General features: G+C 74.7%; 23 protein-coding genes, 1 pseudogene and 1 riboswitch. Of the genes and pseudogenes, 14 read left to right on the forward strand and 10 right to left on the reverse strand.

Annotated features, from left to right (window positions below):
- The first annotated feature begins 81 nt into the window (after window positions 1–81).
- Window positions 82–1,728: an ABC-F family ATP-binding cassette domain-containing protein gene (locus ACZ3ZE_RS20050; protein ID WP_467259981.1), complete on the forward strand. Its 1,647-nt coding sequence runs from the start codon at window positions 82–84 to the stop codon at window positions 1,726–1,728.
- Here the strand turns inward: ACZ3ZE_RS20050 and ACZ3ZE_RS20055 are convergent.
- Window positions 1,706–2,191, reverse strand: a complete 486-nt coding sequence (locus ACZ3ZE_RS20055; RefSeq protein ID WP_467259984.1) for a hypothetical protein — start codon at window positions 2,189–2,191, stop codon at window positions 1,706–1,708. The two genes, ACZ3ZE_RS20050 and ACZ3ZE_RS20055, sit on opposite strands and share 23 nt — an antisense overlap.
- 128 nt (window positions 2,192–2,319) lie before the next feature.
- Window positions 2,320–5,964: a cobaltochelatase subunit CobN gene (gene cobN, locus ACZ3ZE_RS20060; protein ID WP_361168688.1), complete on the reverse strand. Its 3,645-nt coding sequence runs from the start codon at window positions 5,962–5,964 to the stop codon at window positions 2,320–2,322.
- 38 nt (window positions 5,965–6,002) lie between these two features.
- Window positions 6,003–6,145: riboswitch (cobalamin riboswitch) on the reverse strand.
- Window positions 6,146–6,285: 140 nt separating this feature from the next.
- Here cobN and ACZ3ZE_RS20065 point away from each other — a divergent pair.
- The 4 genes from ACZ3ZE_RS20065 to ACZ3ZE_RS20080 all read left to right on the forward strand — a co-directional run bounded on the left by ACZ3ZE_RS20065 (window position 6,286) and on the right by ACZ3ZE_RS20080 (window position 11,589).
- Window positions 6,286–7,530, forward strand: a complete 1,245-nt coding sequence (locus ACZ3ZE_RS20065; RefSeq protein WP_363290497.1) for a cobalamin biosynthesis protein CobG — start codon at window positions 6,286–6,288, stop codon at window positions 7,528–7,530.
- The gene (locus ACZ3ZE_RS20070; RefSeq protein WP_467259987.1) at window positions 7,527–8,180 is read left to right on the forward strand and encodes a precorrin-8X methylmutase; all 654 of its coding nucleotides are present in this window, start codon (window positions 7,527–7,529) and stop codon (window positions 8,178–8,180) included. Before ACZ3ZE_RS20065 ends, ACZ3ZE_RS20070 begins: the two co-directional genes overlap by 4 nt.
- Before the next feature lie 47 nt (window positions 8,181–8,227).
- A complete protein-coding gene (cobJ, locus tag ACZ3ZE_RS20075; RefSeq protein WP_442303686.1) occupies window positions 8,228–9,661 on the forward strand; it encodes a precorrin-3B C(17)-methyltransferase in 1,434 nt (477 codons plus the stop codon).
- Between the two features lie 212 nt (window positions 9,662–9,873).
- The gene (locus ACZ3ZE_RS20080) at window positions 9,874–11,589 is read left to right on the forward strand and encodes a PA14 domain-containing protein (RefSeq protein WP_467259990.1); all 1,716 of its coding nucleotides are present in this window, start codon (window positions 9,874–9,876) and stop codon (window positions 11,587–11,589) included.
- Here the strand turns inward: ACZ3ZE_RS20080 and ACZ3ZE_RS20085 are convergent.
- Both ACZ3ZE_RS20085 and ACZ3ZE_RS20090 read right to left on the reverse strand, forming a co-directional pair.
- Window positions 11,579–13,117, reverse strand: coding sequence for a serine hydrolase (locus tag ACZ3ZE_RS20085; RefSeq protein ID WP_467259993.1), 1,539 nt, complete (start codon window positions 13,115–13,117; stop codon window positions 11,579–11,581). The two genes, ACZ3ZE_RS20080 and ACZ3ZE_RS20085, sit on opposite strands and share 11 nt — an antisense overlap.
- A gap of 8 nt (window positions 13,118–13,125) precedes the next feature.
- Window positions 13,126–13,917, reverse strand: a complete 792-nt coding sequence (locus tag ACZ3ZE_RS20090; RefSeq protein WP_363290500.1) for a cobalt-precorrin-6A reductase — start codon at window positions 13,915–13,917, stop codon at window positions 13,126–13,128.
- Window positions 13,918–13,929: 12 nt separating this feature from the next.
- Here ACZ3ZE_RS20090 and ACZ3ZE_RS20095 point away from each other — a divergent pair, with 12 nt between their 5' ends.
- The 3 genes from ACZ3ZE_RS20095 to ACZ3ZE_RS20105 all read left to right on the forward strand — a co-directional run bounded on the left by ACZ3ZE_RS20095 (window position 13,930) and on the right by ACZ3ZE_RS20105 (window position 16,111).
- Window positions 13,930–15,069: a cobalt-precorrin-5B (C(1))-methyltransferase gene (locus tag ACZ3ZE_RS20095; protein ID WP_467259995.1), complete on the forward strand. Its 1,140-nt coding sequence runs from the start codon at window positions 13,930–13,932 to the stop codon at window positions 15,067–15,069.
- Between the two features lie 161 nt (window positions 15,070–15,230).
- The gene (locus ACZ3ZE_RS20100; protein WP_361168664.1) at window positions 15,231–15,785 is read left to right on the forward strand and encodes a GNAT family N-acetyltransferase; all 555 of its coding nucleotides are present in this window, start codon (window positions 15,231–15,233) and stop codon (window positions 15,783–15,785) included.
- Between the two features lie 251 nt (window positions 15,786–16,036).
- Window positions 16,037–16,111 carry a 50S ribosomal protein bL37 gene (locus tag ACZ3ZE_RS20105; RefSeq protein WP_372460710.1) on the forward strand — a complete coding sequence of 25 codons (75 nt, stop codon included), beginning with the start codon at window positions 16,037–16,039 and terminating at the stop codon, window positions 16,109–16,111.
- Window positions 16,112–16,137: 26 nt separating this feature from the next.
- On the opposite strand, the gene cobM is transcribed toward ACZ3ZE_RS20105, so the two are convergent.
- The 3 genes from cobM to ACZ3ZE_RS20120 form a co-directional block, all read right to left on the reverse strand.
- On the reverse strand, window positions 16,138–16,887 hold the full coding sequence (gene cobM, locus ACZ3ZE_RS20110) for a precorrin-4 C(11)-methyltransferase (protein WP_467259998.1): 750 nt from the start codon (window positions 16,885–16,887) through the stop codon (window positions 16,138–16,140).
- An 8-nt stretch (window positions 16,888–16,895) separates the two neighbouring features.
- A complete protein-coding gene (cbiE, locus tag ACZ3ZE_RS20115) occupies window positions 16,896–18,110 on the reverse strand; it encodes a precorrin-6y C5,15-methyltransferase (decarboxylating) subunit CbiE (protein WP_361620889.1) in 1,215 nt (404 codons plus the stop codon).
- 66 nt (window positions 18,111–18,176) lie between these two features.
- A complete protein-coding gene (locus tag ACZ3ZE_RS20120) occupies window positions 18,177–18,296 on the reverse strand; it encodes a DUF6126 family protein (protein WP_318110168.1) in 120 nt (39 codons plus the stop codon).
- 196 nt (window positions 18,297–18,492) lie between these two features.
- Here ACZ3ZE_RS20120 and ACZ3ZE_RS20125 point away from each other — a divergent pair, with 196 nt between their 5' ends.
- The 3 genes from ACZ3ZE_RS20125 (at window position 18,493) to ACZ3ZE_RS20135 (ending at window position 20,763) form a co-directional block, all read left to right on the forward strand.
- The gene (locus ACZ3ZE_RS20125) at window positions 18,493–19,581 is read left to right on the forward strand and encodes an LLM class flavin-dependent oxidoreductase (RefSeq protein ID WP_361169097.1); all 1,089 of its coding nucleotides are present in this window, start codon (window positions 18,493–18,495) and stop codon (window positions 19,579–19,581) included.
- Window positions 19,582–19,584: 3 nt separating this feature from the next.
- Window positions 19,585–20,253, forward strand: a complete 669-nt coding sequence (locus tag ACZ3ZE_RS20130) for an FMN reductase (RefSeq protein WP_467260001.1) — start codon at window positions 19,585–19,587, stop codon at window positions 20,251–20,253.
- Between the two features lie 66 nt (window positions 20,254–20,319).
- Complete coding sequence (locus tag ACZ3ZE_RS20135) at window positions 20,320–20,763, forward strand: universal stress protein (RefSeq protein WP_361168649.1); 444 nt, start codon at window positions 20,320–20,322, stop codon at window positions 20,761–20,763.
- Window positions 20,764–20,801: 38 nt separating this feature from the next.
- Here the strand turns inward: ACZ3ZE_RS20135 and ACZ3ZE_RS20140 are convergent, their stop codons facing one another.
- On the reverse strand, window positions 20,802–21,929 hold the full coding sequence (locus ACZ3ZE_RS20140) for a protein phosphatase 2C domain-containing protein (RefSeq protein ID WP_467260004.1): 1,128 nt from the start codon (window positions 21,927–21,929) through the stop codon (window positions 20,802–20,804).
- Window positions 21,930–22,146: 217 nt separating this feature from the next.
- Here ACZ3ZE_RS20140 and ACZ3ZE_RS20145 point away from each other — a divergent pair, with 217 nt between their 5' ends.
- A complete protein-coding gene (locus ACZ3ZE_RS20145) occupies window positions 22,147–22,680 on the forward strand; it encodes a hypothetical protein (RefSeq protein WP_361620891.1) in 534 nt (177 codons plus the stop codon).
- Here ACZ3ZE_RS20145 and ACZ3ZE_RS20150 read toward each other — a convergent pair.
- Both ACZ3ZE_RS20150 and ACZ3ZE_RS20155 read right to left on the reverse strand, forming a co-directional pair.
- Window positions 22,674–23,081: a hypothetical protein gene (locus ACZ3ZE_RS20150; RefSeq protein ID WP_361168641.1), complete on the reverse strand. Its 408-nt coding sequence runs from the start codon at window positions 23,079–23,081 to the stop codon at window positions 22,674–22,676. The genes ACZ3ZE_RS20145 and ACZ3ZE_RS20150 overlap by 7 nt on opposite strands.
- An 89-nt stretch (window positions 23,082–23,170) precedes the next feature.
- Window positions 23,171–23,447: pseudogene (locus tag ACZ3ZE_RS20155) on the reverse strand (RrF2 family transcriptional regulator); the annotation flags it as partial.
- Window positions 23,448–23,517: 70 nt separating this feature from the next.
- On the opposite strand from ACZ3ZE_RS20155, the gene ACZ3ZE_RS20160 reads away from it, so the two are divergent.
- Both ACZ3ZE_RS20160 and ACZ3ZE_RS20165 read left to right on the forward strand, forming a co-directional pair.
- Window positions 23,518–23,949: a DUF7144 family membrane protein gene (locus ACZ3ZE_RS20160; protein WP_361168638.1), complete on the forward strand. Its 432-nt coding sequence runs from the start codon at window positions 23,518–23,520 to the stop codon at window positions 23,947–23,949.
- Window positions 23,946–24,383, forward strand: a complete 438-nt coding sequence (locus ACZ3ZE_RS20165; protein WP_363290507.1) for a hypothetical protein — start codon at window positions 23,946–23,948, stop codon at window positions 24,381–24,383. The genes ACZ3ZE_RS20160 and ACZ3ZE_RS20165 overlap by 4 nt, the downstream gene beginning before the upstream one ends.
- Window positions 24,384–24,425: the final 42 nt, after the last annotated feature.

Genomic DNA, 24,425 nt, shown 5'->3' on the forward strand with positions numbered 1-24,425 from the left:
TGATCGGATCGCACGGCCCTGCTCTCACCCCGCCCTCACCCCGCGATCCGCCCCCTGTCGTCCACCCCCGGGAGGCCGCCCTTGTTCCGTGTCCATCTCACCGACGTCACCAAGCGCTACGACACCCGGCTCGTCCTCGACCGGGTCTTCCTCTCCGTCCGCGCCGGCGAACGGATCGGCGTCGTCGGCGACAACGGCTCCGGCAAGTCCACGCTCCTGCGGCTGCTCGCCGGCCGGGAGAGCGCCGACAACGGCACCGTCACCGTCGAGGCGCCCGGCGGCCTCGGCCACCTCGCCCAGACCCTGGACCTGCCGGGCACCGCGAGCGTCGGCGCGGCGATCGACCTCGCCCTCGCGGACGTACGGGCGCTGGAGCGGGCCATCCGTACCGCCGAGGCCGAGCTCGGCCGCACCGGCGACCTCGACCGGTACGCCGCCCTGCTCGCCGCCTACGAGGCGCGCGGCGGAGCCGACGCCGACCGGCGGGTGGAGAGCGTGCTGCGGCGGCTCGGCGAGCGCGAGCCGCTCGACCGCGCGCGGCCGCTCGGCACCCTCTCCGGTGGGCGCCGCTCCCGGCTCGCGCTCGCCGCGACCCTCGCCTCCGACCCCGAACTGCTGCTGCTCGACGAGCCGACCAACGACCTCGACGACGAGGCCGTCGGCTGGCTGGAGGAGCGGCTGCGCACCCACCGCGGGACGGTCGTCGCCGTCACCCACGACCGGACCTTCCTCGACCGGGTCACCACCGCCGTCCTGGAGGTCGACCACGAGACCCGTACGGTACGGCGCCACGGCGACGGCTACGGCGGCTACCTGACCGGCCGGGCCGCCGAACGGGCCCGCAGGGAACGGGAGTACGCGGAGTGGCGGGCCGAGTGGGCCCGGCACTCCGCGCTCGCCGACAGCACCATCGACCGCTTCTCCGCCATCCCCCGCAAGGCGCCCGCGGCCTTCAGCGGCGCGGGCGCGTTCCGGGCCCGGTCACGGGCGCACGGCGCGATGAGCAGGATCCGGGCCGCCCGCGAGGCACAGCGCAGGCTCGCCGAGAACCCGGCGCCCCGACCGCCCGACCCGCTGCGGTTCGCCGCCCGGATCGACGGCACGGCGGCGGCGGTCGACCTGGCGGGCGTCCGGGTCGACGGCCGGCTGCGGCTGGACGCCCTGCGCCTCGAACCGGGCGAACGGCTGCTGGTCACCGGCCCGAACGGCGCCGGGAAGAGCACCCTGCTGCGGGTCCTCGCGGGCGAACTCGCCCCCGACGCGGGCACGGTGAGCGCCCCGGCCCGGGTCGGCCTGCTCCGCCAGGACACGGCGGGGGACCCGGCGGGGGACCCCACGGCCGTGAACCCCGCGCACGACCCGCGCGCCGGGAACCCCGCGCAGGACCCGCGCACCCTGGCCGCCGCGTTCGGCGAGGGCCGGGAGGAGGAGCTGCTGGGGCTCGGTCTGTTCGCCCCGGCCGACCTGGGCACCCCGGTCCGGGAGCTGTCCGCCGGGCAGCGGCGCCGTCTGGAGCTCGCCCGCCTGGTCACCGCCCCGGCCGACCTGCTCCTCCTCGACGAGCCGACCAACCACCTCTCCCCCGGCCTGGTCGAGGAACTGGAGGCCGCCCTCGCGCACTACCCGGGCACGCTGGTGGTCGTCAGCCACGACCGGCGCCTGCGGAACGGTTTCCGGGGGCGGCGGGTGGAGCTGGAGCCGTGGGTCAGCGCACCGTGTCCGGTGTGAACGGGGGCTGCTCGAAGGTGGGGACCGGGACCACGGTGACGGGATCGCCCGGCCGGTACCCCGGCGGCGGCGCGTAGGGCGGCGGCGCCGGACGGTCCGGCGCCGGGGGCGGGTTCGGGCCCGCGTTGGGGTTCTGCGGTTCCGCCGCCGTCTTCCTCTTCACGCCGCCGGAGGTCCCGGGCCGGTACGGCTTCGCCGAGCGCCCGCCGGTCCCCGGGGTGATCCGGACCTTCGACGGGGTCGCGCTCGCGGACGGATCCGACGCCGGGTCCTCGGCCGGATCCGCGTCCGGGTCCGCGGACGGGGTCGCCGAAGGCGTCGGGGGTGCCGTCGTCGTGGGGTGCGCGGACTTCGGGGCCTTCGGCTTCGGAGGCGTACCCCCGTCTCCTCCGCCCGAGCAGGCGCCCAGGGCCAGGCCCAGACCCAGCACCACCGCCGTCGTCACAGCTCCGCGGGCACGCACGCCCACCACCCCACCCCAGGTCGACGTCCCGATCCGCACGCACGGCGCGCGCGGACCGGGAGCGTAACCCAGAGCCCCGCGCCGCCCGTCACCGCCCGTCGGGGTCGGTGAGAGCCCGTCGGGGCCTGTCAGCGCCCGTCGGGGTCCGTCGGGTCCGCCGCGCCCTCCAGATCACCCTCCGTCTCCAGGAACACCTGCCGCAGCGCCGCCAGCGTCTCCGGGTCCGGCTTCTCCCACATGCCGCGGGACTCGGCCTCGAGGAGGCGCTCGGCGATGCCGTGCAGCGCCCACGGGTTGGCCTCCTTGAGGAAGGCCTGGTTCTCCGGGTCGAGGACGTACGCCTCGGTCAGCTTGTCGTACATCCAGTCGGCGACCACGCCCGTCGTGGCGTCGTAGCCGAAGAGGTAGTCGACCGTCGCCGCCAGCTCGAACGCGCCCTTGTAGCCGTGCCGGCGCATCGCCTCGATCCAGCGCGGGTTGACCACGCGGGCGCGGAACACCCGGGAGGTCTCCTCGACCAGCGTGCGGGTGCGGACCGTCTCCGGGCGGGTGGAGTCGCCGATGTACGCCTCGGGCGCCGTGCCCTTCAGCGCGCGGACGGTCGCCACCATGCCGCCGTGGTACTGGAAGTAGTCGTCGGAGTCGGCGATGTCGTGCTCGCGCGTGTCCGTGTTCTTCGCCGCGACCGCGATCCGCTTGTACGCCGTCTCCATCTCGGCGCGCGCCGGGCGCCCTTCGAGACCCCGGCCGTACGCGTAACCGCCCCACACCGTGTACACCTCGGCCAGGTCGGCGTCGGTGCGCCAGTCGCGCGAGTCGATCAGCTGGAGCAGACCCGCGCCGTACGTGCCCGGGCGGGAGCCGAAGATACGGGTGGTGGCGCGCCGCTCGTCGCCGTGCTCCGCCAGGTCCGCCTGGGCGTGCGCCCGTACGTAGTTGTCCTCGGCGGCCTCGTCGAGGCCCGCGACCAGCCGTACGGCGTCGTCGAGCAGGCCGATGACGTGCGGGAACGCGTCCCGGAAGAAGCCCGAGATGCGCAGCGTCACATCGATGCGGGGACGGCCCAGCTCGGCGAGCGGGATGGGCTCCAGGCCGTTCACGCGGCGCGAGGCGTCGTCCCAGAGCGGGCGGACGCCCAGCAGGGCGAGCGCCTCGGCGACGTCGTCGCCCGCGGTGCGCATCGCGCTCGTGCCCCACAGGGAGAGGCCCACGGAGGTCGGCCACTCGCCGTTGTCGGTGCGGTAGCGCTCCAGGAGCGAGTCGGCGAGCGCCTGGCCGGTCTCCCACGCGAGGCGGGACGGCACGGCCTTCGGGTCGACCGAGTAGAAGTTGCGGCCGGTCGGCAGCACGTTGACCAGGCCGCGCAGCGGCGAGCCCGACGGCCCCGCCGGGACGAAGCCGCCGTTCAACGCGTGGACGGCGTGCGTGAGTTCGTCGGTGGTGCCGGCCAGGCGCGGGACGACCTGCTCGCAGGCGAAGCGCAGCACCGCGTGCACGTCGGCGCCGTACGCGCCGGCCACGGAGGCGATCGCGTCCACGGACCAGTCCGCCGCCTCCATGCCCTCGACCAGCTCGCGGGCCTTCGCCTCCGCCTCGTCGGCGGTGGTGCGGGTCGCCGCCGACTCGTCCAGGCCGAGGGCCTCGCGCAGGCCCGGCAGCGCCTGCGTGCCGCCCCAGATCTGCCGGGCGCGCAGGATCGACAGGACCAGGTTCACCCGGGCCTCGCCGACCGGGGCGCCGCCCAGGACGTGCAGGCCGTCGCGGATCTGGGCGTCCTTGACCTCGCACAGCCAGCCGTCGACGTGCAGCAGGAAGTCGTCGAAGCCGTCGTCCTCCGGCCGGTCCGCCATGCCCAGGTCGTGGTCCAGCTTCGCCGCCTGGATCAGCGTCCAGATCTGCGCGCGGATCGCCGGCAGCTTCGCCGGGTCCATGCTGCTGATCTGCGCGTACTCGTCGAGCAGCTGCTCCAGGCGCGCGATGTCGCCGTACGAGTCGGCGCGGGCCATCGGCGGCACCAGGTGGTCGACGAGCGTGGCGTGCACGCGCCGCTTGGCCTGGGTGCCCTCGCCCGGGTCGTTGACCAGGAACGGGTAGACCAGCGGCAGGTCGCCGAGCGCGGCGTCCGGGCCGCAGGCGGCGGACAGGCCGGCGTTCTTGCCGGGCAGCCACTCCAGGTTGCCGTGCTTGCCCAGGTGCACCATCGCGTCCGCGCCGAAACCCCCGTCCTCGGCGCGGGCGGCGATCCAGCGGTAGGCCGCCAGGTAGTGGTGCGAGGGCGGCAGGTCCGGGTCGTGGTAGATCGCGATCGGGTTCTCGCCGAAGCCGCGCGGCGGCTGGATGAGGACCAGCAGGTTCCCGCGGCGCAGCGCCGCGAGCACGATGTCCCCCTCGGGGTTGCGCGAGCGGTCCAGGAACATCTCGCCCGGGGCCGGGCCCCAGTGCTCCTCGACCTGGGCGCGCAGCTCCGCCGGGAGTTCGGCGTACCAGCGCTTGTAGTCGGCGGCCGGGATACGGACCGGGTTGCGGGCCAGCTGCTCCTCGGTGAGCCAGTCCTGGTCGTGGCCGCCGGCCTCGATCAGGGCGTAGATCAGCTCGTCGCCGTCGCCGGAGACCAGGCCGGGGATGTCCGCCTCGGGACCGAAGTCGTAGCCCTCGGCGATGAGCCGGCGCAGCAGCGCCACGGCGGAGGCCGGGGTGTCGAGGCCGACGGCGTTGCCGATGCGGGAGTGCTTCGTCGGGTACGCGGAGAGGACGAGAGCCAGCTTCTTCTCGCCGTTCGCGATGTGCCGCAGACGGGCGTGCCGGACGGCGATGCCGGCGACGCGGGCGGAACGCTCGGCGTCCGCCACGTACGCGGGCAGGCCGTCCTCGTCGATCTCCTTGAAGGAGAACGGGACGGTGATGAGCCGGCCGTCGAACTCCGGGACGGCGACCTGGCTGGCCGCGTCCAGCGGCGACAGGCCCTCGTCGTTCTCCTCCCACGCGGCGCGCGAGCCCGTCAGGCACAGCGCCTGCAGGATCGGCACGTCCAGGGCGGCGAGCGCGCCCGCGTCCCAGGCCTCCTCGTCGCCGCCGGCCTGCGCCTCGGCCGGCTTGGTGCCGCCCGCCGCGAGGACCGTCGTGACGATCGCGTCGGCACCGCGCAGCTCGTCGAGGAGCTCCGGCTCCGGGGCCCGCAGGGAGGCCACGTACAGGGCCTTCGCCCGGGCGCCCTTCTGCTCGATCGCGTCGCAGAGGGTGCCGACGAAGGCGGTGTTGCCGCTCATGTGGTGGGCGCGGTAGTAGAGCACGGCGACGGTGGGGGCGCCCTCGGGCGTCTCCCCCGGGGTCCGCTCCAGCGGGCCCCAGGTCGGCGCGGGGGCCGGCGGCTCGAAGCCGTGGCCGGTGAGCAGCACCGTGTCGGAGAGGAAGCGGGCCAGCTGGCCGAGGTTGGCCGGGCCGCCGTGCGCCAGGTACGCGTGCGCCTCGGTGGCCACGCCGACCGGGACGGTCGACGCCTCCATCAGCTGCGCGTCGGGAGCCTGTTCGCCGCTGAGCACCACCACGGGCTTCCCGGCGGCCAGGACCGTGTCCAGGCCGTCCTCCCAGGACCGCAGGCCGCCGAGGAGGCGGACGACGACGAGCTCGACGCCGTCGAGGAGAGCGGGGAGGTCGGCCAGCGGCAGCCGGGACGGGTTGGCGTACCGGTACGCCACCTGCCCATCGGCGACGGCGGCGTCCGCCGCGCGGGCGCTGAGCAGGTCGGTGTCGGAGTGCGACAGCAGCAGGAGCATGGCGAGCTCAGGCCCTTTCCTCGGGGTTGTCCGCGCCCCGGGTGGTCGTATGGACGGCGGGAGTTCCTGACTCACCGCCCCGGAACTCCGGACCGGCTCACAGTGGCGGGACCGCGCCGGATTCTCACCGGGCTTCCTCCCCGGGGTCCTGGGACCCCATGCCGTCTGCATCCTAGATCGTGAGCGGGCGCGGCGGGGGGAGAGCGGGGGGTCGGGCGGATCACACCGGGTGGGCGGGGGCCGTACGCGGCTGCCGCCGCCCCGCCCGTGGCCGGTTCGTGCCAGGTGGGAGCGGATCGTGCCGTGGGTATGCTCGCCGCCATGTCGGCCACCCCACGCACCTCGCCCGAACCGGGCGAACCTCTCATACGGGACCGCGGCGACGCCTGTCCGGGTGCGCTGCGACTGCACGCGGCGGACGACGGGCGGCTCGCCCGACTGCGCCTGCCCGGCGGGCGCCTGACGGAGGCTCAGGTTCTCGCTCTGGCCGACGCGGCCGAGTCCCTCGGGGACGGCAGCGTCAGCATCACCTCACGCGGCAACGCGGAGCTGCGCGGGCTCGGCGAGAGCTGCGGCACCGAGCTGGCCGCGCTCCTCGACCGGGCCGGGCTGCTGCCCTCGCCCAGCCACGAACGGATCCGCAACATCGTCGCCTCACCGGCCGCGGGACTGGACGGACTCGGCGGCCCCGACCCGCAGTTGTGGGCGCGGGAGCTGGACGCGCTGCTGTGCGCGGAGGCGTGGACGGCGGCGCTCTCGGGACGGTTCCTGTTCGTCCTGGACGACGGGCGGGGCGACGTCGCGGGGCTCGGCGGGGATGTGACCTTGCTCGCAGAACAGCCCCCCGCGGGCGGGGAGGCCCGCGCCCGGCTCCGCCTCGGCGACCACACCTTCCGGATCGCCGCCGCCGACGCCCCGCGCGCCGCGCTCGCCGCCGCCGACGCCTTCCTGCGGGCCGCCGAGACCGCCGGGACGGGGGCCTGGCGGGTGCGGGAACTGCCCGAGGGGTGCGTGCCGGACCTGGCGGCGGCCCTGACGCGTGCCGGGCTCGTCGCGGAGCCCGTCCCCCACGCCGTACCCCCGCTGCCCCAAGGGGAGCCGCCCGCCCCGGGGCCGCTGGGCGCGGACGCCCTGTACGTCCTCGCGCCGCTCGGCCGGCTGACCGCCGTCCAGCTGCGGGCGCTGCTGCCGGCGCGCGAGGTGCGGTTCACGCCCTGGCGCGGTGCGGTGGTCGCCGCGCCGCCCGGCCGGCTCGCCGAGCTGGCCTCGTACGGCCTGATCACCCGGCCCGACACCGCCGGCACCGGCGTCGGCGCCTGCACCGGGCGGCCCGGCTGCGCCAAGTCCCTCGCCGACGTGCGGGCGGACGCGGCCCTCGCGCCGCACGGGCGGCTGCCCGTCCACTTCTCGGGGTGCGCACGCCGCTGCGGGCACCCGCACGGCGCCTGGGTCGACGTCCTCGCCACCGAGGACGGCGCCTACCTGGTCGACGGCGTCCCCACCCCCCGTACCTCCCTGTCCGAAGCGGTCGCGGCGGCCCGCGGCCCGGCGACCCCCACGAGATGAGCGAGAGCACCAGGATGTTCGAGTACGAGAAGGACGGCGCGGAGATCTACCGCCGCTCCTTTGCCACGATCCGCGCCGAGTCGGACCTCGCGGGCCTGCCCGCCGACGTCGCCACGGTCGCGGTGCGGATGATCCACGCCTGCGGCATGACCGACCTCGTGCGGGACATCGCCCACTCCCCCGGCGTCGTCGCCTCGGCGCGCGCCGCCCTGCGCGCGGGCGCGCCCATCCTGTGCGACGCCCGGATGGTCGCCAGCGGCGTCACCCGCAAGCGGCTGCCCGCCGACAACGACGTGGTCTGCACGCTCTCCGACCCGTCGGTGCCCGCGCTCGCCGCCGAACTGGGCACCACCCGGTCGGCCGCCGCGATGGAGCTGTGGCGGGACCGCCTGGAGGGCTCCGTCGTCGCCATCGGCAACGCGCCGACCGCGCTCTTCCACCTCCTGGAGATGATCGCGAAGGGCGCGGGCCGGCCCGCCGCCGTGCTCGGCATCCCGGTCGGCTTCATCGGCGCCGCCGAGTCCAAGGACGCGCTGGCCGCCAACGACCTGGGCCTGGAGTACCTGGTCGTACGGGGCAGGCGGGGCGGCAGCGCCATGACCGCGGCGGCGCTCAACGCCCTCGCGCACGAAGCGGAGATCCAGCAGTGACCGGAAAGCTGTACGGGGTCGGGCTCGGACCCGGCGACCCGAACCTGATGACGGTGGCCGCGGTGAAGGCCATCGCCGGCGCCGACGTCGTCGCGTACCACTCGGCGCGGCACGGGCGCTCCATCGCCCGCTCCATCGCCGCCGAGCACCTGCGCGAGGACCAGATCGAGGAGCGGCTGATGTACCCGCTCACGGTCGAGACCACCGACCACCCCGGCGGCTACCGGGGCGCGCTCGACGACTTCTACGAGGAGGCCGCGGCCCGGCTCGCCGCCCACCTCGACGCGGGCCGCACGGTCGCCGTCCTCGCCGAGGGCGACCCGCTGTTCTACGGCTCGTACCAGCACATGCACAAGCGGCTCGCGCACCGCTACGACACCACCGTCATCCCCGGCGTCACCTCGGTCAGCGCCGCCGCGGCCCGCCTCGGGGAGCCGCTGTGCGAGGCCGAGGAGGTGCTGACGATCGTCCCCGGCACGCTGCCGGAGGACGAGCTGACGGCCCGTCTCGCGGGCACGGACTCGGCGGTCGTGATGAAACTGGGCCGCACGTTCCCCACGGTCAGGCGGGCCCTGGAGCGGGCCGGCCGCCTTGAGGACGCCCGGTACGTGGAGCGCGCGTTCATGGCGGGCGAGCGCACCGGCCGCCTCGACGCGATCGACCCGGACTCGGTCCCGTACTTCTCCGTCGCCGTCCTCCCCTCCCGCATCGACGCGCAGCCGCCGGTACGGGAACGGGGCGAGGTCGTCGTCGTCGGCACCGGCCCCGCCGGGGCGCCCTGGCTGACGCCCGAGTCGCGCGGCGCGCTCGTCAACGCCGACGTGCTCGTCGGCTACACCACCTACCTCGACCGGGTGCCGGTGCTGCGCGCCGGGCAGATCCGGCACGGCTCGGACAACAAGGTCGAGTCGGAGCGGGCCGAGTTCGCCCTCGACCTGGCCCTGCGCGGGCGGCGCGTCGCGGTCGTCTCCGGCGGCGACCCGGGCGTGTTCGCCATGGCGACGGCCGTCCTGGAGGTCGCGTCGGAGGAGCGGTACGCCGACGTGCCCGTCCGCGTCCTGCCCGGCGTGACCGCCGCCAACGCGGCCGCCGCCGCCGCGGGCGCCCCGCTCGGCCACGACTACGCCACCATCTCCCTCTCCGACCGCCTCAAGCCCTGGGAGGTCATCTCCCAGCGCCTGCGCGCCGCCGCCGAGGCCGACCTGGTCCTCGCCATCTACAACCCGGGCTCCAGGTCCCGCACCCACCAGGTCGCCGCCGCACGCGAACTCCTCCTGGAACTCCGCTCACCCGACACCCCGGTGGTCGTCGCCCGCGACGTCGGCGGCCCGGAACAGTCGGTCCGCATCGTGACCCTGAAGACCCTGGACCCGACCGAGGTCGACATGCGCACCCTGCTCCTGGTCGGCTCCTCCCAGACGCAGGTCACGGAGCGGGGCGACGGACGCACGATCGCGTGGACGCCTCGGCGGTACGGCTGACCGTCCCTCCTGGTTCTCTCGGGCCCGCTCCCCGCGCCGTCGGGGGGCGGGCCCTGTCGTGTGCCTGATCAGCGCGGGTAGAGGCGGGTAGAGTCCGTGGGCGGCGGACCACGGCCCCACCCGGACCCGCCCTTCCTCCCACGCCTCTCGGTCGTCACCCCGTCCGGCGTGCCCGCACGCCGCACACGGTCCGGAAAGGGCCCCTCGCACCTGTGATCACTCGCAACCGCCCGAAGGCCCGGCCGGCGGCCTCGGCCGCCCTCGCCGCCCTCGCCCTCGCCGGCGGCCTCGTCACCGCCACCCCCGCCGCCGCGGCCGTCACCTGCAACGCCCCCGTGTGGAAGGCGCAGTACTACGCCAACACCACCTTCAGCGGCACCCCCAAGCTCACCGCCTGCGACTCCGCCGTCGCCGAGAACTACGGCTACGGCGACCCGGCCGGCGTCACCCTCCCCAAGGACAACTTCTCCGTCCGCTGGTCCCTCACCCGCGACTTCGGCTCCGGCGGCCCCTTCACCTTCTCGGCCGAGGCCCAGGACGGCATCCGCGTCTACCTGGACGGCGTCCGGAAGATCGACCTGTGGCGGAACGTCTCCACCACCCAGAAGCGCACCGTGAACCTCACCGTCCCGGCCGGCCGCCACTCCCTGCGCGTCGACTTCGCGGCGTGGACGGGGGCGGCGAACGTGAAGTTCGGCTACGCGCCCCGCACGTCGGCCTCCGTCGACACGGTCCGGCCGCTCGCGCCGGCCGGCCTCTCCGCCTCGCTCGACCGCAACTCCGGCCGGGCGACCCTGCGCTGGGCCGCCAACAAGGAGATGGACCTGGCCGGCTACCGCGTCTACCGGCGCACCGGCACCGCCGGCTGGGCCCAGGTCAGCGGGACGGCCCTCCGCACCGGCACCTCGTTCGTCGAGATGCCGCCCGAGACCGGCGCGTCGTACGTGTACGAGGTCCGGGCCGTCGACCGGGCGGGCCGCGAATCCCTCGGCAGCGCCGACGCCACCGTCGTCAGCGTGGACCGCACGGCACCCTCCGCGCCCGGCGGGGTCACCGCCACCGACGGCGCCGCCGGAATCGCCCTCGCCTGGCAGCCCGTGCCCGGCGCGGCGAAGTACCTCGTCCACCGGCAGCGCGCCGGCACCAGCGATGCCGGCACCCCCGCACCCCTCGTCCAGGTCGCCACGGTCACCGCACCGTCCTGGACCGACCCGGACGTCACCGAGCGGACCGGCTACACCTACTGGGTCTCGGCCGTCGACGCCGCGGGCAACACCTCGCCCCGGACCACGCTGCCGACGGCCCACGGGGACTACGCGCCGGGGGCGCCTACCGGCCTGACCGCGACCTTCGTCCCCCAGCGGGGCATCGACCTGACCTGGACCGCCCCGGCCGACACCGACGTGGTCTCGTACAACGTCTACCGGAACGGGCACCTGAGCCGCGACGGCGTCTCCGGGCGCACCTACCGTGACCTCTCGGTCGACAACGGCACCACGTACACCTACACGGTGACGGCCGTCGACCGGGCCGGTCACGAGTCCCCGGTCTCCGCCGCGGCCTCGGCCACCACCGAAGGTGACCTGGTCCCCCCGGCCGCCGTCACTGGCCTGAAGGCGACCCCGCGCGAGGACGGCATCCTGCTCGAATGGGACGCCAACACCGAGCCCGACCTGCTGCGTTACGACCTCTACCGGGGCGAGTGGATCCCGGACGAGGAGAGCCCCGGCGGCGGGATCTGGATGTTCCGCCAGGTCGAGTGGATCGGCAAGGACGCCACCTCCCACCTCTACCCGGCCACGCCTGACGGCGAGACCTCCGCGTACGCGCTCGCGGCCGTCGACGTCTGGGGCAACACCCTGGCCACGGACATCGACCAGGTGTCCCGGGTCGAGGTCACGGAGCTGGGCACCCCCGCTACCGGCTGAACGTCCCCAACCCCTCCGCGTTCAGGTACTCGACGGTGAACGATCTCCCGTCCGGGGCGAAGGTGACCCCGGTGCGCCCGATGGCGTTCTCGCCCGCGGTCTCGAAGCTGAACGTGTCGCCGGCGTAGTGCGCCAGGCGGTACGACTGGGGCTTCGGGCCCAGGCGGAGGGTCAGGGTGCCGTCGGGGGCGGCGACGACCTGGGCCGGGCCGTAGTAGGCGTTGCGGTACGTGCCCGTGTAGGTGGCGGCGGCCTTGGCGGGCGCGGCGCCGGACGGCGGGTGGGCGTAGTCGGTCTTCGACCGGAGCGCGTCCGTCTGCTGCTGGTACACCTGCTGGATGAGCGGGATCCAGTCGCGGGTGGGCTGCCCGTACTCCGCGATGTCGAAGAAGTCGAGCGCGACGGCGTCGGCCACGCCGACCGGCGAGGCGTTGGTGAGGACGACGATGCCGAGCTGTTCGCCGGGCAGCATCGTCACGTTGGTGTGCGCGCCGAGTTCGAAGCCTCCGGTGTGCGACAGCCTGAGCCGGCCCGCGTCGTCGTAACTCACGTTCCAGCCCAGCCCGTAGAAGCCCGTGCGGGCGGCCGGGGCGTGCGGCGGGTTGGAGACCGCCTCGGGCCAGTGGGTGCGCTGGAGGGCGTCGGCCGGGATGATCTGCCGCCCGTCCAGCTTGCCGTCGGCGAGCTGGAGCTTCACGAAGGCCGCCATGTCACGGGCGGACGAGCTGACGCCGCCGGCCGGGGACTGGGCGTCCGCGTCACGCACGTACTGCGCCTTCCAGCTCCCGTCGGCGGCCTTCGCGTGACCGTAGGCGCGGTCGGGGGCGTTGACGAAGTCCTGGAAGCGGGAGCTGGTGTGGTCCATGCCGGCCGGCTTGTACAGGACGTCGGCGGACAGCTTGTCCCACGGCACACCCTTCTCCTCCGCCACGGCCACCGCGGCGCCCGTCAGGCCGAAGTTGGTGTAGGCGTAGCTCGCCCGGAACGGGGTGAGGGGCTCGTAGCGCAGGTGGGACAGGATGTACGCCTGGTCGTAGCCGAGGTCTTCGAGCAGGTCACCGGCGTGGTCGGGCAGGCCGCTGCGGTGCGAGAAGAGGTCGGCGGCCGTCATGTGCGCGGTGACCCACGGGTCCTTGAGCTTGAAGTCCGGCACGTTCGGCGCGACGGGTTTCGTCCAGCCGTCGAGCCCGACGGCGCCGGCGACCACCGTGGAGGCGACCGGCTTCGAGACGGACGCGAGCTGGAAGACGGTGTCGGCGTCGACGGTGGCCTTCTCGCCGACCTTCCGCACGCCGTACCCCTGGAGTTTGACCACCTTGCCGTCGTGGACGACGGCGACGGAGACGCCCGGCACGCCGGTACGTTTCATGGCGTCCTTGACCACCCCGTCCAGCCGGTCCACCGCCCGCTGCACCTCGGCGTCGTCGAGCTGGGACGGCGGCTGGGCCGGGGGCGGCGAAGGCCCCGGGGCCGTGGCGCCCAGGAGCGCCGCAAGTCCCGCCGCGGCAAGCCATCGAACGGTGCTCATCTCTCCATTCAAAGACCTGCGGGCGCGTCTGTCGCGCGCGGGGCGCGGGGTGGGGGTGGGGCGGCGGCCTCCTCCGCGCGGGCCAGCGCCCAGGCCGCCGCCGTCTCCGGGGTCGGCGCCGTCGGCACGCCCGCCGGGACCGGCGGGCGGCGTACGACGACGACCGGGACGCCGGCCTCGCGGGCGGCGGCGAGTTTGGGGGCGGTCGCCGCGCCGCCGCTGTCCTTCGTGACGAGGACGTCGATCCGGTGCCGGGCGAGCAGTTCGCGCTCTCCGTCGAGGGTGAACGGCCCGCGTTCCAGGAGGACTTCGGAGCGGGCGGGGACGGGCACGTCGGGGGCGTCGACGGACCGGACCAGGAACCACTCGGGGCGGTCGGCGAAGGCCGCGAGCCCCATCCGCCCCGTCGTCAGGAACACCCGCTCCCCCAGCCCGTCGAGGGCGGCGGCGGCCTCCGCCAGCGAGCCCACCTCGTGCCAGTCGTCCCCCTCGACCGGGACCCAGCCGGGCCGGCGCAGCGCGAGCAGGGGAACATGGGCGGTGGCGGCCGCCCGGGCCGCGTTGAAACTGATCCGCTCCGCGAAGGGATGGGTGGCGTCGATGACCGCGTCCACGCCGTGCTGCCGCACCCACGCGGCCAGCCCCTCCGCCCCGCCGAAGCCGCCGATCCGCACCTCGCCCGCCGGCAGCCGGGGCGCGGCGACCCGCCCGGCGAGCGAACTGGTGACCCGCACCGCCCCCGCGAGCAGGCCCGCGAGGACCCGTCCCTCGGTCGTTCCCCCGAGAATGAGTACGTGCATGGGAGTCCATCCGTGAGTGCGACGAGTTCCGGCGGCGGGCGCGAGGCCCAACTCAAGCACACCGGTCTGCGCCCCGGCTGGACGACTGGTGCCTGCGCGACGGCGGCGTCGACCGCCGCGTACACGGCGCTGCTCACCGGGGAGTTCCCCGACCCGGTGACGATCACCCTCCCGAAGGGCCAGACCCCGTCCTTCGCCCTGGCGGTGGAGTCGACGGACCCGGACTCGGGCTCGGCGACGGCCGGGGTGGTGAAGGACGCGGGCGACGACCCGGACGTGACGCACGGCGCCCTGATCCGCTCGACGGTACGGCTCCTGCCGCCCGGCTCGGGCGTCGTCTTCCGGGCGGGCCCGGGCGTCGGCACGGTCACGCTCCCCGGCCTGCCGCTGGAGGTCGGCGAACCGGCGATCAACCCGGTCCCGCGCCAGATGATGCGCGACCACGTGGCGGCGGTCGCGGCGGCGCACGGCGGGAGCGGCGACGTCGAGATCACGCTCTCCGTGGACGACGGCGCGGAGATCGCCCGCTCCACCTGGAACCCGCGGATCGGCATCCTCGACGGCCTGTCCATCCTCGGCACGACGGGCGTCGTCGTCCCGTACTCGTGCTCGGCCTGGATCGACTCGATCCGCCGCGGCGTGGACGTGGCCCGAGCGGCCGGCCTGACCCACGTGGCAGGCTGCACGGGCTCCACCTCGGAGAAGACGATCACCACCCTCTACGACCTGCCGGAGCTCGCCCTCCTCGACATGGGCGACTTCGCGGGCGCGGTCCTGAAGTACGTCCGCCGCCACCCGGTGGACCGCCTCACGATCTGCGGCGGCTTCGCGAAGCTGTCCAAGCTCGCCGCCGGCCACCTGGACCTCCACTCGGCCCGCTCCCAGGTCGACAAGCCCTTCCTCGCCGCCCTGGCCCGCACGGGCGGCGCCTCCGCCTCCCTGGCCACCGAGATCGAGGCGGCCAACACAGGCCTGGCCGCCCTCCGCCTCTGCGAATCCGCCGCGGTCCCCCTCGGCGACCTCGTCGCCACCCGAGCCCGCGACGAGGCCCTCACGGTCCTGCGCGGCGCCCCGGTCGCGGTCGACGTGGTGTGCATCGACCGGGCGGGCGTGGTGGTGGGACGGTCGGGGGTGGCGGGGCCGGGGGGCTGACCGCCCTCGGCTTCACCCGCACCACGCGTGCGTGACCGCCGTGGCCGGGGCGGGGCAAGGGATCCTCCGTCTCCCTCTGTCAGGCGGCGCTCGTCCCCACGGACTGCCACGTGCGGGAAAAGCTCACGACAGGCGGCGGGGCCGCGGCGGAGAATCACCGCATGGCCGACTTCTCCCTCAAGCCCACCCTCACCGGCGACCTCGTCACCCTGCGCCCCGTCACCGAGGACGATGTCCCCGCGCTGCTGCCGATGCTGAGCGACCCCGGGATCAGGCGGCTCACCGGCTCGCACGCCGACTTCACCGAGGCCGCGCTGCGGCAGTGGTACGGGACGCGGGGTGAGCAGCGCGGCCGGATCGATCTGGCCGTGGTGGAGCGGGCGACCGGGCGGGTCGTCGGCGAGGTGGTGCTGAACGAGTGGGACGCACCGAACGAGAGCTGCGGCTTCCGCATCTGTCTGTCGCCCGACACCCTCGGCCGAGGGCTCGGCACCGAGGCCACCCGGCTGGTGCTCGGGCATGCCTTCGGCGTGCTCGGGCTCTTCCGGGTCTGGCTGGAGGTCTACGCCTTCAACCCGCGCGCCCGGCGCGCCTACGAGAAGGCCGGGTTCCGCGCGGAGGGTGTGCTGCGTGGGGCGCTGTTGTGGGAGGGGGAGCGGGTGGACGCGACGGTGATGGCGGTGCTCGCGCCGGAGTGGGGGGTCACCCCCACCTGAGGTGACGTCACCCGCGTCCGAGGAGGCATCACTCCCGCCCGAGGAGGCGTCACTCCCGCCCGAGGGTCCGGCGGCGCTCGTGCTCCGCGTCGAGCGCCGCGAGCGCCCGGGAGTGGTCGCGCAGTTCCTCGATCCCCGGCAGCGGACGGGTCTGACAACCGGCCCCCGGCCGACGTGCGCCCCCCTCCCCCCGAACCTAGGCTTGCCAGGGCAAACCCCGACAGAACCCCCACGAGACCGGGAGGAACGCCATGTCGAAGCGAGGCAACAAGCGCCGGGCGCGGAAGAAGAAGGGTGCCAACCACGGGAAGCGGCCCAACACCTGAGCCGAGGTGCCCGGGCCGCCGCCCGTTCAGCAGGTGTGGCGGTCCCGGGCCGGGTCGTACAGGTGGCTGTCGCGGAACTCCGAGGCGGCCAGGGTGCGGCCCACGATGATCACGGCGGTCTTGGTGATGCCCGAGGCCTTCAGCTGGTCCGCGATGTCGGCCAGGGTGCCGCGCAGGACGAGCTCGTCCGGGCGGCTGGCCATCGCGACGACGGCGGCGGGGCAGTCCTCGCCGTAGTGGGGGACGAGTTCCGCGACGATCCGGTCGGCGTAGCGGGCCGCGAGGTGCAGGACCAGGAGGGCGCCGCTGCGGCCGAGGGTGGCCAGGTCCTCGCCGGCCGGCATGGGGGTGGCCTGCTGGGCGACGCGGGTGAGGATGACGGTCTGGCCGACGGTCGGGACCGTCAGTTCCCGCTTGAGGGCCGCCGCGGCCGCCGCGAAGGCGGGGACTCCGGGCACGACCTCGTACGGGATGCCCGCCGCGTCCAGGCGGCGCATCTGTTCGGCCATGGCGCTGAAGACGGACGGGTCGCCGGAGTGGAGGCGGGCCACGTCCTGGCCGGCCTCGTGGGCGGCGGCGATCTCGGCGACGATCTGGTCCAGGTCCATCCGGGCCGTGTCGACCAGCTTCGCGTCCGGCGGGCACTCGGCGAGCAGTTCGGTGGGGACGAGGGAGCCGGCGTAGAGGCAGACCCCGCACTTCGCCAGGGTCCGTGCGCCGCGCACGGTGATGAGGTCGGCCGCCCCGGGGCCCGCGCCGATGAAGTAGACGGTCATGTCGGTGTTCAACCCTTCGTTACGGACCATTGCGTGACCGGCATCGCCTGGCGCCAGCCGGTGAAGCCGCCCACCGGCACGGCGGCGGCGACCGCGAGCCGGATCAGTTCGCCGCCGTGGTGGCGGTAGCGCTCGGCGAGCAGCGCCTCGGATTCCAGCGTCACCGTGTTGGCGACGAGCCGGCCGCCGGCGGGGAGCGCGTCCCAGCAGGCGTCGAGCAGGCCGGGGGCGGTCAGACCGCCGCCGATGAAGATCGCGTCGGGGGCGGGGAGCTCCGCGAGGCCGGCCGGTGCCGCGGCCGTCACCACCCGCAGGCCCGGTACGCCGAGGGCCGCCGCGTTGCGGGCGATGCGCGCCGCGCGCTCGGCGGACCGCTCCACGGCGACGGCCCGGCAGTCGCGGTGGGCCCGGGTCCATTCGATGCCGATGGAGCCGGAGCCGCCGCCGATGTCCCAGAGCAGTTCGCCGGGGGCGGGCGCGAGCGCGGCGAGCGTGGCGGCGCGCACGTACCGCTTGGTGAGCTGGCCGTCGTGCTCGTACGCCTCGTCGGGCAGTCCGGGCGTGACGCCGAGCCGGAGCGTCCCGGGGTCGCGCACGCAGTCGAGGGCGATCACGTGGAGGGGGTCGGTGCGCTCGTGCGGCCAGTCGGCCGCGGTGCCGTCGAGGAGCCGTTCGCGCGCGGAGCCGAGCTGTTCGAGGACCCGGATCCGGGTGCCGCTCCAGCCCCGCTCGCGCAGCAGCGCGGCGACCCGCGCCGGGGAGTCGGCGCCCTCGCCGAGCAGCAGCAGCCGGTGACCGTCGTGCAGCCGGGCCGTGAGGGCGTCCAGCGGCCGGGCGACGAGGGAGACGGTCTCGGTGGCCTCCAGGGGCCAGCCGAGCCGGGCGCAGGCGTACGAGACGGAGGACGGGTGCGGCAGGACCCGCAGGCGGTCCGGGCCGACGGTGCCGGCGAGGGTGCGGCCGATCCCGTAGAACATGGGGTCGCCGCTGGCCAGGACCGCGAGGCGGCGGCCCTCGTGGGCGGCGAGCAGGCCGGGCACGGCGGGGAGCAGCGGGGTGGGCCAGGCGACGCGGGTGCCGGGGCAGTCGGCGGCGGGCAGCAGGTCGAGCTGGCGGGGGCCGCCGATGAGCACCTCGGCGGCGCGCAGGGTCCGGCGGGAGGCTTCGGGGAGCCCGTCCCAGCCGTCCGCGCCGATTCCGACGACCGATATCGCAGCGTTCACGCCGGGGACTCTACGTGAGCAGGGGCGGAGCCCTGCCGCGCGGTCACTTCGGGGCGGTCCGCGGGGTCACTTCTGGGCGTTCTGGCCCACGTAGAAGAGCAGCCAGACGAAGCCCGCGAAGGCGTGTGTCGCGAAGACGTACACGAAGACGCGGAGCATCACGCCCCGCTCCTTCCACCGCTCCATGTCGGTGCCGGGGTCCGTGCCGGGGTCGGGGTCGGTGCCGGGATCCGTCATGTCCCCAGGGTACGGGCGCGGGGACGGGTGGCCGGGAATACGGGGGCGGGGTGCGCCGTTCCCCGTGATGGTTTAAGATTCAACCACTGATGGACAGCCGGTGCGGACCGCATCGCGGCATCAGGAAAGGCGAGAGGTGAGCACGATGCAGTTCGGGATCTTCACCGTCGGCGACGTGACGGCCGACCCGACCACCGGCCGGACCCCCACCGAGCACGAGCGGATCAAGAACACCGTCGCCATCGCGCTCAAGGCGGAAGAAGTCGGCCTGGACGTCTTCGCGACCGGCGAGCACCACAACCCGCCGTTCGTCCCGTCCTCCCCGACGACCCTCCTCGGGCACATCGCCGCCCGCACGGAGAACCTGATCCTCTCCACCTCCACGACCCTCATCACCACCAACGACCCGGTGAAGATCGCCGAGGACTACGCCACCCTCCAGCACCTCGCCGACGGCCGCGTCGACCTGATGATGGGCCGCGGCAACACCGGCCCGGTCTACCCGTGGTTCGGCCAGGACATCCGCCAGGGCATCCCGCTCGCCATCGAGCACTACGCGCTCCTCCACAAGCTGTGGAGGGAGGACGTGGTCGACTGGGAGGGCAAGTTCCGCACCGCGCTCCAGGGCTTCACGGCGACGCCGCGCCCGCTGGACGGCGTCCCGCCGTTCGTCTGGCACGGCTCCATCCGCTCCCCGGAGATCGCCGAGCAGGCCGCGTACTACGGTGACGGCTTCTTCGCCAACCACATCTTCTGGCCCAAGCAGCACACCGAGAAGATGGTCCGGCTCTACCGGCAGCGGTACGCCCACTACGGCCACGGCACCCCCGAGCAGGCGATCGTCGGCCTCGGCGGCCAGGTCTTCATGCGGAAGAACTCGCAGGACGCCGTACGGGAGTTCCGCCCGTACTTCGACAACGCGCCGGTCTACGGCCACGGCCCCTCCCTGGAGGAGTTCAGCAGCGAGACCCCGCTGACCGTCGGCTCGCCGCAGGAGGTCATCGAGCGCACCCTGTCCTTCCGCGACTACGTCGGCGACTACCAGCGCCAGCTCTTCCTGGTCGACCACGCCGGTCTGCCCCTGAAGACGGTCCTGGAGCAGCTCGACATCCTCGGCGAGGAGGTCGTCCCGGTGCTCCGCAAGGAGTTCGCGAACCTGCGGCCCGCCGACGTCCCCGAGACCGCCCCGCTGCACCCCGCCGTGACCGCGCACCGCGCCCAGAAGGAGTCGTAAACCATGCAGACCCTCAAGCTGGTCGCCGTCTCCGCCGGCCTCAGCTCCCCGTCCTCCACCCGGCTGCTCGCCGACCGGCTCGTCCAGGCGGCCCGCTACCGGCTGGCCGAGCAGGAGTACGCGGTCGACATCGAGGTCGTCGAACTGCGCGACCTGGCCGTCGACATCGCGAAGAACCTCGTCACCGGCTTCCCCTCCGAGAAGCTGGGCGCGGCGATCGACGCGGTGACCGGCGCCGACGGCGTCATCGCCGTGACCCCGGTGTTCACCGCCTCGTACAGCGGCCTGTTCAAGTCCTTCTTCGACCTGATCGACCCGACCGCGCTGACCGGCGTCCCGGTCCTGATCGGGGCGACCGGCGGCACCGCCCGCCACTCGCTCGTCCTCGACCACGCCCTGCGCCCGCTCTTCGCCTACCTGCGGGCCTCCCTCGCCCCGACCGCCGTCTACGCGGCCTCGGAGGACTGGGGCTCGGGCGGCGACGAGTACACCGAGGGGCTGCCCTCCCGGATCACCCGGGCCGGGCAGGAGTTCGCCGGGATGGTCGCGGCCCGCCCGCGCCGCCGCGCCGACGGGGCGGGCGCCGACGGACTCGGCGGGCTCGATGAGGTCGACGGGCTCGATGAGATCGTCCCGTTCGAGCGTCAATTGGCCGACCTGCGGCTGGATTGATCCATTTGTTACGTTGGTCGGGAGGGCCCCGCACGGGGCCTCCCGACAGCGAAACGGAGGTCGGTCATGGCCGGCGGCAGGATCGTGGTGGGCGTGGACGGATCGGCTCCGTCCCTGAGGGCGCTGAAGTGGGCGGCGGCGCAGGCCGCCCTGGCCGGGGACTCGCTCCAGACGGTGATCAGCTGGGAGTACCCGGCCTCCTGGGCCACCCTCATGCCGGGCGTCCCGCCCGAGTTCGACCCGGAACAGCTGGCGAAGCAGATCCTGGACCAGGCCCTCGACCAGGCCCTCGATCCCGCCACCGCCGCCGCGGTCACCCGCACCGTCGTGGGCGGCAACGCGCCCCAGGCCCTGATCGACCAGGCCGAGGGCGCCACGCTGCTCGTGGTCGGCGACCGCGGCTACAGCGGCTTCAAGGCGGCCGTACTGGGCTCCGTCTCCTCCCACGTCACCCAGCACGCACCGTGCCCGGTGGTGGTCGTACGCGGGGAGATCCCGGGCGAGGAGTAGGGGCGGGCCCGGGGGGCGGCCCGTCCGGACGGGCCCCTCTAGGCGGCCACCACGTCCGCCACCACACAGGCCGCGTTGTCCGGACCGCCCCGCTCCCGTGCGAGCGCGATCAGGGCGTCCGCCGTGGCCTCCGGGTCGCCGGTCTCCGCGAGCACGCGCCGGATCGCGTCCGCCGGGACGACCGCCGAGAGCCCGTCCGTGCACAGCAGCAGGCGGTCCCCCGGCCGGGTCCCGTGCACCCCGAACTCCGGCTCGGGCGGCACGTCCCCGCCGTCCAGAGCCTTGAGGAGCAGCGCCCGGTCGGGGCGGTCCGCCACCTCGCCCGGGTCCAGCTCACCCGCGTCCACCAGTGCCTGGACGACGGTGTGGTCGCGGGTGAGACGGGCGAGCGCGCCGTCGCGCAGCAGGTACGCCCGGGAGTCGCCGATGTGCGCGACGGCGAGGCGGCCGGCCGTCCAGGCGGCGGCGGTCAGGGTCGTCCCGGAGCCGGTGAGCTCGGCGAGTGCGGCGGCGGCCCCGCGCACCCCGGCCTCCAGGGCGTCGAGGACGTCGCCGGTGCGGGTCCCCGGGGCGTCCGGCAGGTCCGTGTGCGCCGCGACCGCCGCTTCGACGGCCTCCCGCGCGGCCCTCGCGCCCTCGGGTCCGTAGCCGTCGGCGACGGCCAGCAGGTGCGGGCCCGCGTGGGCCGCGTCCTGCTGGGAGGCGCGGACCAGGCCGCGGTCCAGGCGCACGGCGGTCCGCAGCAGGGCGTGAGCGGGCGCCAATGCGGGAGTGGGCTCGGATGTGGGCGCGGATGCGGGTGTGGGTGTGCTCATGTCAGTGGTCCCCTTCAGCCGGTCGACCAGGGAGGACGCCAGGTCCCGCCGCGCCGCCGTCTCCGACTCGACCCGCGTCCAGTACGCGCGGATCGCGCGGGCCGCGGCCTCCGGATCCGTCGCGTACCGCTCGCAGACCCGTCCGACCTCGGCGAGCGGCATGCCGATGCGGCGCAGCCAGGCCACCAGGCGGGCCTGTTCGACCTGCTCCTCGGCGTAGTAGCGGTAGCCGGTGAACGGGTCGACGCGGGCGGGCGGCAGCAGGCCGAGTTCGTCGTAGCGGCGCAGCGCCTTGGCGGAGAGCCGGGAGGCGCGGGCGAAGTCCCCGATGGTCAGCATGGCTTCGGGCATGGAATCACGCTGGGCAGCTGCGTCGCGCACGGCTCCTGCTCCTCCCCGTGCCGGGCCCCTTGCCCGGCACGGCCGATGCTGGGCCTTCCCGGCGGGGGAAGGTCAACAGGGCCCACGGAAAGCGCTGTCGGGGAGGAGGCCGTCTCCCCCGCGCGGCGGAGGCGGTCGGCACGGCGGGGTGACGGCCCGGGGCGGGGCCGGGCGGGAGGCTGGGCGCATGCCGAGAATGAACGCCCTTCCCGATGTGCCCCGTTGGGCCGCGGTCGCCGCGCACGCCGTGCCCTTCCTGGTCCTGCCCGCCGGACTGTGGCGGCTGGCGCTGGCCTTCGGGCTGCCGGTCGCCGCGCACTCCCCGTACAGCGATCCGGGGCCGGGGATGCTGGCGTACATGATCGGGCTGACGGTCCTGTCCGAGCTGCTGGCCCTTCTCACGCTCGGGCTGGTACGGGGCTGGGGCGAGGTGTTCCCGGGGTGGCTGCCGCTGCTCGGCGGCCGGCCGGTGGGCGTGCGGGGGGCCACGGGGGCCGCGTTCGCGGGGGCGGCGGGGCTGCTCGCGGCGGGCGGCTGGTCCGGGTACGCGGTGTACGCGGGACTGGGCGAGGGCGACGGCACGGTGCTCACCGCCGCCCAGAACGCCCTGTTCCTCGGCTGCTATCTGCCGCTCGCGGCCTGGCCCGTCCTGCTCGTCGCCGTGGCGGTGGCGTACCGCCGGCGCCGGTCCGGGCGGGCCCGGCAGGAGGTGGCTCAGTAGGGCGCGGGGCGGCCGGCCGCGTCCTCGTGGGTGTAGAAGAGGTAGTAGGCGGCGCCGCCGTTCACCCCCGCCACGATCAGTCCGAGCAGCGACGACGAGTAGACGCTCGCGCCGGAGAGGCTGTAGAGGAAGCCGATCGCGATACCGGCGAGGGAGCCCCAGGCCACGGCGCGCAGTTCGCGCGGGAGCCGTCCACCGTAGCGGCGCAGCCCGTGGATCGCGACCGCGAGGACGACGGCGCTGATCACGCCGAGCCAGAACTGGCCCCAGGACAGGGCGCCGCCGTCGCGGACGATGACCGGGGCGTAGAGACCGTAGAGGATGCCGATGGTGGCGGGCACGGCCCAGCCGTGCGTGCTCAGCTGCCGCCGCCGGGCGGGTACCGCTGCGTGTGCGGCCATGACAGGAGCTCCTTTCCCCGGAACCTTTCCTGCACCCTCCAGGGCACACCCGCCCCCGGCGCCCCGCAAGTGGATCAGCCCGCCGCCGGGTCCAGGGTCAGGCCGGCCAGCTCCCGCCGCCAGGCCAGCTCGGCGCGGCCCATCGCGCCGGCGATGGCGCACTCGGCGGAGGGCGGGCCTCGCCGCGGCCGGTCCCTGGCCGCGGACCTCGGTGCAGCGGAAGGCCTCGTCCGGGCCCTCGATGGCGGTGACCACGTCCATGAGGGTGATCCGGTCCAGCGACCTGGCCGGCCGGAAGCCGCCCTTGGGTCCGGAGACCGAGCCGAGGACGCCGGCCCGGACGAGCGCCTGGAGCTGCTTGCCGAGGCGCCCTCCCCGTCACCCGTACGGCTCAACTGAAAGTTCGCGGGCGGGCGGGCGCTCCGAGGATGGGGCCATGAGCCAGAACACCGCATCACCGCACCGACAGAACCCGGCTGACAGCGGCGGCTGGGCCGCCGGGGGCACCCTCTTCGCCGGTGTCCTCATGCTGGTCACCGGCATCATGGACATCTTCCAGGGCATCGCGGGCATCGCCGAGGACGACGTCTACACCCGCGTCGGCGACTACGTCTTCAAGTTCAACCTGACGACCTGGGGCTGGATCCACCTCGTCCTCGGCATCGTCGTCGCCGTCGCGGGCTACGGCATCCTCAAGGGCGCCGAGTGGGGCCGGGTCGCCGGTATCGCGCTCGCCTCCCTGAACGTCATCGCCCAGTTCCTGTTCCTGCCCTACCAGCCGTGGTGGGCGCTGTTCTCCATGGCCGTCTCGGTCTTCGTGATCTGGGCGCTGGCCACGGACGACTCGCACGGCCGGGAGCGCGCGTGACCCGGGTACGCGCCACGGCGGGCGCGGTAGCGCTGCTGCTCGGTCTCTCCCTCGCCTCCACCGGCTGCGACCAGGCCAAGGAGGCGGCCGGCGGCATCGTCTCCTCCGCCACGGCGGCGGCCGCGTCCGCCGCCCAGGAGAAGATGAACGAGATCAAGGGCGGGGTGAACGCGAACGGCGACGTCAAGGCGGGACCGACGTCGACGGACGGGGACCGTACGGTCGCCGAGATCACCGCGACCAACCCGAAGGACAAGACGGCCGACTACACGGTCTGGGTCAACTTCCGTGACCCCGGCGGCAATCTGCTCGACGCCGTCGTCCTGAACATCGACGGCGTCGACGCCGGGAAGTCCAAGTCCGGCACGGCCCGCAGCAACCGGACCCTCACGGGCGACACGAAGGCCGAGATCCAGCAGGCGGTACGGCACTGAGCCGCCCGGCAGCCCGCCCCGGCGCTCGACCTGCGCGCCGGG

This window comes from Streptomyces sp. NPDC023157 (genome assembly GCF_055560575.1).